General features: G+C 71.8%; 8 protein-coding genes. 5 read left to right on the plus strand and 3 right to left on the minus strand.

Annotated elements, in window-relative coordinates; all coding sequences use genetic code 11:
* Positions 1-80 precede the first annotated feature (80 nt).
* From V4F39_RS16535 to V4F39_RS16550, 4 genes are read left to right on the plus strand one after another with little or no spacing between them, the layout of a single operon-like run.
* Positions 81-845 carry an MlaE family ABC transporter permease gene (locus tag V4F39_RS16535; protein ID WP_332290809.1) on the plus strand — a complete coding sequence of 255 codons (765 nt, stop codon included), beginning with the start codon at positions 81-83 and terminating at the stop codon, positions 843-845.
* Entirely contained in the window at positions 845-1,621 is a 777-nt protein-coding gene (locus V4F39_RS16540; RefSeq protein WP_332290810.1) for an ABC transporter ATP-binding protein, read from the plus strand. The genes V4F39_RS16535 and V4F39_RS16540 overlap by 1 nt, the downstream gene beginning before the upstream one ends.
* Complete coding sequence (locus tag V4F39_RS16545; protein WP_332290811.1) at positions 1,618-2,604, plus strand: MlaD family protein; 987 nt, start codon at positions 1,618-1,620, stop codon at positions 2,602-2,604. The genes V4F39_RS16540 and V4F39_RS16545 overlap by 4 nt, the downstream gene beginning before the upstream one ends.
* Positions 2,601-3,251 carry a PqiC family protein gene (locus V4F39_RS16550; RefSeq protein WP_332290812.1) on the plus strand — a complete coding sequence of 217 codons (651 nt, stop codon included), beginning with the start codon at positions 2,601-2,603 and terminating at the stop codon, positions 3,249-3,251. Before V4F39_RS16545 ends, V4F39_RS16550 begins: the two co-directional genes overlap by 4 nt.
* A 3-nt stretch (positions 3,252-3,254) precedes the next feature.
* Here the strand turns inward: V4F39_RS16550 and azu are convergent, their stop codons facing one another.
* The gene (gene azu / locus V4F39_RS16555; RefSeq protein WP_332290813.1) at positions 3,255-3,707 is read right to left on the minus strand and encodes an azurin; all 453 of its coding nucleotides are present in this window, start codon (positions 3,705-3,707) and stop codon (positions 3,255-3,257) included.
* Positions 3,708-3,959: 252 nt separating this feature from the next.
* On the opposite strand from azu, the gene V4F39_RS16560 reads away from it, so the two are divergent.
* Positions 3,960-4,496 carry an HU family DNA-binding protein gene (locus tag V4F39_RS16560; protein ID WP_332290814.1) on the plus strand — a complete coding sequence of 179 codons (537 nt, stop codon included), beginning with the start codon at positions 3,960-3,962 and terminating at the stop codon, positions 4,494-4,496.
* Here V4F39_RS16560 and V4F39_RS16565 read toward each other — a convergent pair whose 3' ends face one another.
* Together V4F39_RS16565 and V4F39_RS16570 are read right to left on the minus strand one after the other, a co-directional pair.
* On the minus strand, positions 4,497-4,820 hold the full coding sequence (locus V4F39_RS16565; protein WP_332290816.1) for a DUF2845 domain-containing protein: 324 nt from the start codon (positions 4,818-4,820) through the stop codon (positions 4,497-4,499). It abuts the gene before it with no gap.
* Between the two features lie 151 nt (positions 4,821-4,971).
* Positions 4,972-10,374, minus strand: a 5,403-nt coding sequence (locus V4F39_RS16570) for an autotransporter-associated beta strand repeat-containing protein (protein ID WP_332290817.1), incomplete at its 5' end; no start/stop codon positions are given.

Below are 10,374 nucleotides of genomic sequence, written 5' to 3' on the forward strand. Positions count from 1 at the left end.
AGTGCAGCAACCGTCCTCGAAGCCCCGATGAGCCGATCCCCCGCACTGCCCTCCCTGCCGCCGGCCGCGCCGGCCCGCGCATGCCGCTGAACACGCAGGCGCTGCTGCGGCCGGTCGCGTTCCTGGGCCAGGTGATGCTGTCCGGCGCGGACGGGCTGCGCGGGCGCTGGCAGTTCCGCGGCAAGGACTTCGCCCGCGTGATGGCCGACTGCAGCGCCCGCGCGGTGCCCATCGTCACGGTGGTCAACGTGCTGGTAGGCGCGATCCTGGCGTTCGTGGGCGCGGTGCAGCTGATCAAGTTCGGCGCCGGCATCTTCGTGGCCGACCTGGTCGCCATCGCGGTCGCACGCGAGATGGCCGCCATCATCACCGCGGTGGTGATCGCCGGGCGCACGGGCGCGGCCTTCGCCGCGGAGCTGGCCACGATGCAGACCAACGAGGAGGTCGACGCGCTGGAGGTGCTGGGGCTGGGCGCGGTCGACTTCCTGGTGCTGCCGCGCGTGATCTCGCTGCTGCTGATGATGCCGCTGCTCTACGTGTTCGGCTGCGTCACCGGGCTCGTCGGCGGCATGCTGGTGGCCGCGGGCATGCTCGACATCTCGGCCGCCGCCTACCTGCAGCGCACCGCCGAGGCGCTGAGCTGGACGCACCTGGGCCTGGGCGCCGCCAAGTCGGTGGCCTTCGGCCTGCTGATCGGCCTGGTCGGCTGCTACCACGGCCTCTACGCCAAGCGCAATGCGGCGGGCGTGGGCGTGGCCACCACCGGCGCCGTGGTGACGAGCATCGTCGGCATCATCGTCATCGATGCCATCTTCGCGTTGTGCGCCAACGCCCTGGGGATCTGATGGCCGCGCTGCTCGACGTGAAGGACCTCGAGATGCGCTTCGGCAGCCGGCTGATCCAGCGGCAGGTGTCGCTGACGGTCGAGCGGGGCTGCATCTTCGCGGTGATGGGCGGCAGCGGCTGCGGCAAGAGCACGCTGCTCAAGCACCTGGTCGGGCTGCTGCCGCCGGCCGGCGGCACCGTCACCTACGACGGCGTCGACTTCTGGGCCAGCGACGAGGCGCAGCGCCGGCAGCTGCGCTCGCGCTTCGGCATGCTGTTCCAGAGCGCGGCGCTGTGGTCGTCGATGACGGTGCTGGAAAACGTCTGCCTGCCGCTGGCCGAGCAGACCACGCTCAACGCCAAGGAGCGCGAGCACAAGGCGCGCGAGGTGCTCGAGTGGGTCGGCCTCGCGGCCTACGCCGACTTCTGGCCCGCGGACCTCAGCGGCGGCATGAAGAAGCGCGCCGGCCTGGCACGCGCCATCGCCGGCGAGCCGCCGCTGCTCTTCCTCGACGAGCCCTCGGCCGGCCTCGACCCCATCAGCTCGCGCCGTCTCGACGACCTGATCCTCGACATCCGCGAGCGCACCGGCGCCGCGGTGGTCTTCGTCAGCCACGAGCTGCCCAGCCTCTTCGCGATCGCCGACGACTCGATCTTCCTCGACGCGGACAGCAAGCAGCCCATCGCCCACGGCCGCCCGCGCGACCTGGCCGGCACCGCCGACCACCCCACGGTGCGCGCCTTCCTCCACCGGGAGGTGCCGCCGCCCTCCCCCAACGAAACGGTCTCGACATGAAACGCAATGCCCTGCTGATCGGTGGCTTCGTGCTCGCCGCCATCGCCATCGCCATCGCGGCCGTCTTCTGGCTGAGCGGGCAGGACCTGTTCGGCCAGCAGGTCAAGGCCCGCGTGTACTACGAGGGCAACGTCAGCGGCCTGTCGGTGGGCGCGCCCGTCACCTTCCGCGGCGTGTCGGTGGGCCAGGTGACGGAGATCGGCATCGAGGTCGACCCGTCGACGCTGGAGACCTCGATCCCCGTGTCGCTGAAGCTGCAGCCGAGCGCGGTGCGCTACAGCAACGAGGACAAGGCGCCGCCGCTGGACATCCCGTCGCTGGTGCAGCGCGGGCTGCGGGCGCGGCTCACGTCGCAGAGCGTCGTCACCGGCCAGAAGGCGATCGAGCTGGACTTCATCCCCGAGTCGCCGGCGCGCCTGCACGGCCCGCCCGGCACGCTGGAGATCCCCACGGTAGCCGAGCGCTTCGGCGCGCTGATCGACCAGGTCGCCGACCTGCCGCTGCGCGACACGGTCAACGACCTGCGTTCGGCCGTGGCCGACTTCCGCAGCACGATGCAATCGGTGCAGCGCACGCTCGACGGCACGCAGGAGGTCCTGTCGAGCACGGCCAAGGAGATCACCGCCACCGGCGTGCAGTCGCGCCAGACGCTGGAAGCCGCCACGCGGGCCATCCAGCAGGTGCAGGCCAGCACGGCGGCTTCGCTGGAGGCCGTCACCCGCCTGGCGGACACCTCGCGGCAGACGGTCGTCGAGGCGCAGCCCGACCTGCAGCGCACGCTGGCCGGTGCGCGCGAGGCATCCGAATCGGCGCGCCTGGCGCTCGACCGCATCGCCGACGTGGCCGCGCCGGGCGCACCGCTGCGCAACGACCTCGACACCGCGATGCGCGACCTGGCCCAGGCCGCCCGCGGCCTGCGCTCGCTGACCGAGCTGCTGGAAGAGAAGCCCAACGCCGTGATCTTCGGGAACCCACGCGAATGAACACCCTGACCCTGCGCGCCCTGCGCCTGATCCCGCTGCCGATCGCGGCCGCGGTGGCCGGCTGCGGCACGACCTCGCCCGCGCCGATGTTGCTGACGCTGCCGCATGCCGCGGCCGTCGCGGCACCGTCCGCGCCCGCACCGGCGGTGGCCGGCGCCCCGGCATCGAAGGTGATGGTGCTGCGCCGCATCGAGGTGCCGGAGTACCTGGCGGCGCGCCGCGTGCGCTACCGGGCCGACGCGAGCACGCTCGCCGAATGGCCCAACACCTACTGGGCCGAGCGCATCGAGATCGGCGTCTCGCGCGAGTTCGCGGCGGCGCTGCGCCAGCAGCTGCCGGGCTGGCGCCTGTGCGAAGCCCACTGCAGCGAACAGGCGCCGGCACTGGCCACGCAGGTCGAGTTGACGCAGATGGACTTCGTGCGTGGCGAGCAGCGGCTGCTGGCGCGGGCGCAGTTGGCGGTGTGGAGCGCCGACCGCACGCCGCGGCTGCTGCGCAGCCAGGAACAGGCCTACGTGATCGCAGGCCAGGCGGCCACGCCGCAGGCCCAGGCCGAGGCGATCACCGAACTGCTGCGCCGCGTGGCCGCGGACCTCGCGGCCCTGGCCCAAGGCGCGGCGGCGCCGGCTGCGGCGCCGCCGCGCTGAGGCTCACTTGGCCAGCGTCAGCGTGCCCTTCATGATCCCCGAGTGGCCGGGGAACGAGCAGAAGTAGGTGTAGCTCTCGCCGGCCTTGAGCTTCGCGACGTCGAAGCTCACCGAATCGGTCTCGCCGCCGCCGATCACCTTGGTGTGCGCGATGACACGGGCATCGCCGGGCTTGACGTAGGCCTTGTCCGCGCCGGCCGGGATGCCGTCGGCGGCCACGCCCTGCACGTCGGCGGTCTTGCTCAGCACCCAGTTGTGGCCCATTGCCGCCTTGGGCAGCTTGCCGGTGTGCTTGAGCTTGACGGTGAACTGCTTGCAGCTCGCGGGCACGGCGATGCTGGACTTGTCGAACTGCATCGCATCGTTGCCGCCGATCTCCACATCGCATTGCGCCGCCATGGCGGGCGCGCCGATCAACGTGGCCAGTACGACAGCGGCGATCTGTTGGGTCTTCATGGGTTCTCCATTCGTGGTCGGAATTGCGCACTACCTGCGGGCCATGCGCGCGGCATGGACTCTGGACGAAACCGCCGGCGCCCGGCTTGATGCAGGTCATGGACGCTCGGCGATGGCACGGCGTCTCAAGGCCCCGGGATGGTACCCCCGGCGCCCCTCCTAGAATCGCGCGCCCGCAGCGGCACATCGGCACCGACCGCGGGCGCCGTCGGCACGCTGCGGTTTCCCTTCACAACCGTCAGACCGAACCGAATGGCAACCGCAAAGAAAGTCAGCAAGACCCCCGTCGCAAAGAAGGCCGTCCAGGCCGTGAAGGCGGCCGCACCCGTCAAGGCTGCAAAGACCGCCAAGCCCGCCGCGGCGCCGAAGGCTGCCCCGAAGGCCGCGCCCAAGGCCGCGGTGAAGACCGCCGTGAAGGCCGCCCCGAAGGCGGCGGCGAAGCCCGCTGCCAAGGCGGCTGCCGGCGCCCCGCTCAAGCCCATCAAGTCGGCCTTCACCAAGGCCAGCCTCACGACCCATCTGGCCGAGCAGGCCGGCGTCGAGCCCAAGGCCGCCAAGGCCCTGCTGGCGGCGCTGGAAGCCACCGTGCTGGCGTCGGTCAACAAGAAGGGCCTGCGCGAGTTCACGCTGCCCGGCCTGCTGAAGGTCACGGCGCAGAACGTGCCGGCCAAGAAGAAACGCTTCGGCAAGGATCCCTTCACGGGCCAGGACCGCTGGTTCGACCCCAAGCCCGCCACCGTGCGCATCAAGGCGCGCGCCCTCAAGAAGCTGAAGGACGCGGCGCTGTAATCACGGCATCCGTTCGCCGTCGCGGATGGAATCCACCGCGGTGTTCCTGAAACGCACGATGGCAAGGAAATGCCCTTGCCCGCGGTGGTAGGTCCACTCCTCCATCGGCACGCAGCCGGGCGTGATCAGCGGCTGCAGCACCTGCCCCGGCACCGCCGGCAGGGGCCACAGGAAGAGCTCGCGGGAGACACACACCATCTCGCGGGCGAGCGGGTCGCCGCACTTGGCGGCCACGCTCACCTTCGATTCGCCCGTCGACACCAGCTGCCCGTTGCAGCGCAGCGATTGCGCCGCGGCCGGCGCGGGCGCCAGCAGCGCCAGCACGGCCGCCCCAACGGCAACGGCCGCCGGCGCAAAGGATGCGCGGCGGCCGCTGCTTGGAGCGTCGAAAAGGCATTCACGGCGGCGCGGCATCCCTCGATGTTATGCCCCGCCGCGGGAAATGCGTGCCGGCACGCGGGTGCCGGCCGCGGCGTCAGAACGCCACGTTGAGCTGCACCTTCAGGCTGTCGTCACGGCCGCTCGACAGCGTGCTGTCGAAGGCCGCGCTGGCCGTCACGGCCTCGCTCAGGCGGATGCTGCCGGCCACGCCGAGCAGCGCCTGGGTGCGGCTGCCGCTGTCGTAGCTCATCGGGAACTCCACCGAGCTGTCGACACCCAGCCGCGCGCGCTGCGTGCGGTTGCCGTCGCCCAGCTTGCCGCGCAGCGCCGCGTCGGCCGAGAGCGTCATCGGACGGCCCTGCACCACGTGCTTCCACTCGAGCACGCTGCCGATGGTGGCCATCGTGCGCGTCGTGCGGTAGCTGTCCAGCACCAGCCGGTGGTTGGAGGTGCCGCGCTCCTCGAAGCCGTTGATGCGGAAGCTGCCGTAGTCCAGGCTCACGTAGGGCAGCGCGGCGATTTCCGACGTGCGGTAGGCCTCGAAGGCCAGGCCCAGGTTGACGCCCGTGCCGCTGCCGCGGGTGCGTCCGGTGGCCTCGGCCGACACGGCGTTGCGCTTCAGGTCATAGCGGTACGAACCGTGGTTCACGCCGCCGAGCACCGAGAGCTTCTCGCTCAGCCGGGCCTTGGCATACACACGGACCGACTGGCCCTTCACGCTGCCGCTGCCGTAGCCGCCGTCGATGTCGCCGTCGCTGGAAGCCACCAGGCCGCCGATGTCGATCGAAGGCGTCAGCGCCCAGTCGCCGCCGATGACCAGTTCGTTGCGCCGCAGCTTGGCGTCGGCCGCATGCACACGGTCGGTCTGCGCCGACACGATGAACCCGCCGCGCTGGCTGGCAACCTCGCCGAACTCGCCGGCGGCACGCTTGACCAGCATGCGCGACATCGACTCCGACGCGGAGAAGCCGTAGTCGGCCATCGCACCGTAGTACTCCGGCACGAGCTTCTTCAGGCCGTCGCCGGTGGTCAGCACCGCGGCGGCATTGCTGCCCAGCACCTGTTCGGTATCGATCTGGTTCGTGCCCACGCCCGCCGTGGCCGCATCGAACAGCGCCTTGGCCGCCGCACGCTGGGCCTTGGAGCGGCCCAGCTCGGAGACGGTGCTGCCCGCACGGTTCAGGCCGGTGGCGATGGCACGGCCGGTGGCCATGTCGAACACCACCGCCGCGCTCGGCGCCGCCGCGGCCGCGCCGTCGGCGCCGTCGACGTCGAACAGCACGTCGTCGAACGCGCCATTGACACGCTTGGTGCCGCCGTTGGCGTCGGCGATCACCTGGTACACGTTGCCCAGGGCCGGCGCGGCGCCGTTCCAGGGCATGAAGGTCAGCGTGCTGCCAGGGTTGGCCGTCACGGTGCCGCCCACGCGCACCTGGTCATGCTCCGTCCCCGGCGTGGGGCCGGCCAGTTCCAGGCTCAGCGAGCCGGATTCGACATAGTTGCCCAGGATCGTCACTGTGCCCGGCGAGAAGCCCGGGGCCAGCGTGCCCTGGTTGGCCAGGTTGCCGGTGAAGGTCAGCGAGCCCGCCACCTTGGCGCCCGCCGAGTTGCCGAAGTTGGCCGCGGCGATGGTGCCGTTGCCGCTCAGCGTCTCGTACTGGAAGCTCGCGCCGTCCGTCAGGTGCAGCGTGCTGCCGCTCTGGACCACGGCCGCGCCGGTCTTCAGCTGCGAACCGGCGTCCAGCTGCAGCGAGCTGCCGCCGGCCAGGTCGAGCGACTGCGTCTGCACGGCACTGGTGCCGCTCAGGCTCAGCGAGCCGCCGTTGGTCGACAACGAGCTGCCGCCGCTGCTGGTCAGCGTGCCGGTGAAGGTGCCGCCGTTGGTCACCACCAGGTGGTAGGCCTGCATGTCGACGCGGCCCGTGCCCGCGAGCGTGCTCACGGTCTGGTCGCCGTTGCCGAGCACCAGCTTGCCTTCCACCGACAGCGCGGCCTGGCGCGAGAGGCGGTCCACGCCGCCCAGCGTCAGCACGCTGTCGCCCAGCACGTTGACGACCGCTGCGTCGCTGGTGCCGTTGAGCAGCACCACGCCCTGCGTCGTCAGCGTACCGGCGCCCAGGTTGGCGTTGACCACGCTGCCGTCGTTCAGGGCGTAGGTGGCGGCCGTCAGCTTGCCCGTGCCGCCCAGCGTGCCGCTGTTGACCAGCGCCCCCACGGTGTTGTCGCCGCGCACCTCGACCGTGCCGGCGTTGGCCAGCGTCGACGAGGCCGCCAGCGCGTTGGCCGCCACGGCGAGGCCCGCGCCCCGGGCCACGTCCACCGCGCTGTTGGCGAGGCTGCCCGTCACTTCCACCGCACCGGCCTTGACGGCCAGCGCACCCGTCGCGCCGTTGGCGCCCGACAGCACGAGCGTGCCCGCACCGGTCTTCTCGAACGACCCCTGGCCGTTGATCTGGCCGGCGTACGCCGAGTTGCCCGACTGGTTGAGCACCAGCTTGTCGGCAGCGCCGGCCAGCACGATGCGGCCGGAGGCATCGCCAGCCAGGCCCTGCGTGGTGATGGCGCGCTGGCCCAGCACGTTGAGCGTGCCGCTGTTGCCCACCGTGGCGGCCTGGATGTCGGCCGACTGGTGGACGGTGCCGCCCGCGAAGTTGGCGACCGTGCCCGCGCTCGTCAGGTTGGCGTTGAGCTGCGCCACGCCGCCGTCGGCGTTGGCCAGCGAGGCCACCGTCTGCGCCGCGTTGATTTCCAAGGTGCCGCTGTTGGCGACCGCGCCCACCGTGTCGGCGGTGCCGGCCCGGAAGGTGGCGCCCGCCTCGACGACGACCGCGCCGGTGTCGGCCAGGGTACCGCCGCCGGTGGTGTCCACCGTGCCGGCACGCACCACGGTGCCGCCGGTGTGGGTGTTCTGGCCGGCCAGCGTCAGCGTGCCGGTGCCCGTCTTGGCCAGCGTGCCGTCGCCGGCGATGACGCCTGCGTAGGTCGAGTCGGCCGACTGCTGCACCGTCAGTGCCGCGCCCGAGGCCAGGGCGATGTCGCCCGCGCCCTGGAAGCCGGCGCTGTCGATCAGGCTGTTGCCGCCGACGTGGATGGTGCCTTCGTTTGTCACGGCCGAGGCGGCGACGATCTCGCCGGCCATGTTCACCGTGCCGCCCTGGGCGTTGGCCACCGCGCCGTTGCTGCTCAGCTTGGCGTTCAGGTGGGCCGTGGCGCCGGCCGCGTTGTCGAGCGACGCCACCGTCTGCGCGGCGTTCACCGTCAGCGTGCCGCTGTTGGCGACGGCGCCGATGGTGTCGGCCGAGCCCGCCACGAAGCCGGCGCCGCTGGCGATGCTCACCGACAGGTGGTCGTCGAGCGTGCCGCCGCCGGTGGTGTCGACCGTGCCGCCGTTGATGGCGAGGCCGCCGGTGAAGCCGTTGGCGCCCGTCAGGTTCAGGATGCCCGCGCCGGTCTTCTCGAACGAACCCTGGCCGTCGATCTGGCCGGCATACACCGAGTTGGCCGACTGGTCGAGCACCAGCTTGTCGGCAGCGTGCGCCACCACGATGCGGCCCGACGCGTCGCCGACCAGGCCTTGCGTGGCGATGCCGCGCTGGCCGGCCACGTTCAGCGTGCCGCTGTTGCCCACCACGGCCGCCGCGATGTCGGCCGACTGGTTGAGCGTGGCGCCCTCGTGGTTGGCGACGGTGCCGTCGCTCGCCAGGCCGGCGTTGAGCTGCGTGGTGCCGCCGGCGTGGTTGGCCAGCGAGGCCACCGTCTGCGCCGCGTTGACCTCCAGCGTGCCGCTGTTGGCCACCGCGCCCACCGTGTCGGCGGTGCCGGCCCGGAAGGTGGCGCCGGCCTCGATCGTCACCGCGCCGGTGTCGGCCAGGGTGCCGCCGCCGGTGGTGTCCAGCGTGCCGGCGCGCACGGTCGTGCCGCCGGTGTGGGTGCTGGCGCCGGTGAGCACCAGCGTGCCGGCGCCAGCCTTGGCAAGGCTGCCGGCACCGGAGAAGGTGCCGTCGAAGGTGGAGTTGGCGCTCTGGTCGATGGTCAGGCGCGTGGCTTCCTGCGACGTGGCGAACTCGCCGTGGCCGCCGAGCGTGGCGGTGGCGATCTTGCGGTCGCCGTCGACGTTCCACTCGCCGTTGTTGGTCACGCTGACGGCCTGCATGTCGGCGATCTGGTTGATCGTGCCGCCCGCATCGTTGACGATCGCACCGGACGCCGTGGTGGCGCCGGCCACGTTGAAGGTCGCGCCACTGCGGTTGGTCAGCGTGGCGACGTTCGAGGTGCCGAGGTACGACATCCGGCCGACGTTGTCGACCGCGCCGGTGGTGATCTCGCCGGCCGCGATGAGGTTGCCCTGCGCCGCCACGTTCAGGTGGCCGATGCGCTCGGTGCCGCCCATCACGAGCGTGCCGCCGTTCACCGTGACGTTGCCGCCCGCGCTGCGCATCAGCGTGCCCGAGTGGGTGGCGTCGACGCTCAGTGAGCTCACGAGGCCGCTGTTCACTTCCAGCGAGGTCAACGCGTTCTGGCCCGTCAGGTACAGCGTGCCGTCGTAGCCGGCGCTGCCGACCCGCAGGCTGCCGTTGGTGAGCTTGCCGCTCATCACGGCGACGTCGTTGACCTTCTGGCCGTCGACGAGCTGCTGGCTGTCGAACACCGCGACGTTGCCGGTCAGGCCCGCCAGGTTGATGTCGTTCTTGAAGTGGACCGAGCCCAGGCCGTACTCCGAACCGAAGACCAGGGTGGAGCCGGACGTCAGGTACGAGCTGCCCCACTGCAGGGTCTGGCTCGGGCCGCCGGTGGTCTTGCCGAGGTCGATGGTCAGGCCCGCGGTGCTGCCGGCCGCGAAGCCGCCGGCGCCCGTCCACATGATCTGGCCGGGCACGACCGAGCCGGCGCGCAGGTTCACCTCCTGCTCGAGCAGCAGCACGCCCGCGTTGGCGTGCGCAGCCAGCGTGCCGATGGTGCCGGTGCCGTTGAACTGGACGGTGCTGGTCGCGTGGATGCCCTGGCCCAGGGCCGTCTGCAGCGTCGCACCTTCGATGATGGTCTTGCCGGAATAGGTGTTCTGGCCGGCCAGCTGCACGAGGCCGCCGCCGCCGACGCGCAGGTCCGCGCCCGAGCCGGGCGCGTAGCTGCCACTGCCGATGCTGGCGTTGCTGTCGTCGGCGATCTGGCCTTCGATGCGCACGGTGTTGCCGCTGCCCGGGGCCAGCAGCACGTTGGCGCCCTTCATCATGAAGATGTCGGAACCCGCGGCCTGGCCGGACGCGCCGCCGTTGTTGCTGGAGCCGGCCAGCACCGTGTTCTCGCGGAACAGCGCATTGCCGGTGATCGTCAGGTTGCCGCCGTTGCGCACGAAGACCGCGCCGCCGTAGCCCGAGCCGCCGCCGCCGTACAGGCCGTCGCCGTCGCTGCCGGTGCCGCCGCCGAAGCCGGCCGTGCCGCCCGCGCCGGCGCCGCCCTCGAGCGAGTTGCCGGTGCTGCCGCCCGCGCCGCTCGTGGC

The organism is Aquincola agrisoli (genome assembly GCF_036621135.1).
GTDB classification, from domain to species: domain Bacteria; phylum Pseudomonadota; class Gammaproteobacteria; order Burkholderiales; family Burkholderiaceae_C; genus Aquincola; species Aquincola agrisoli.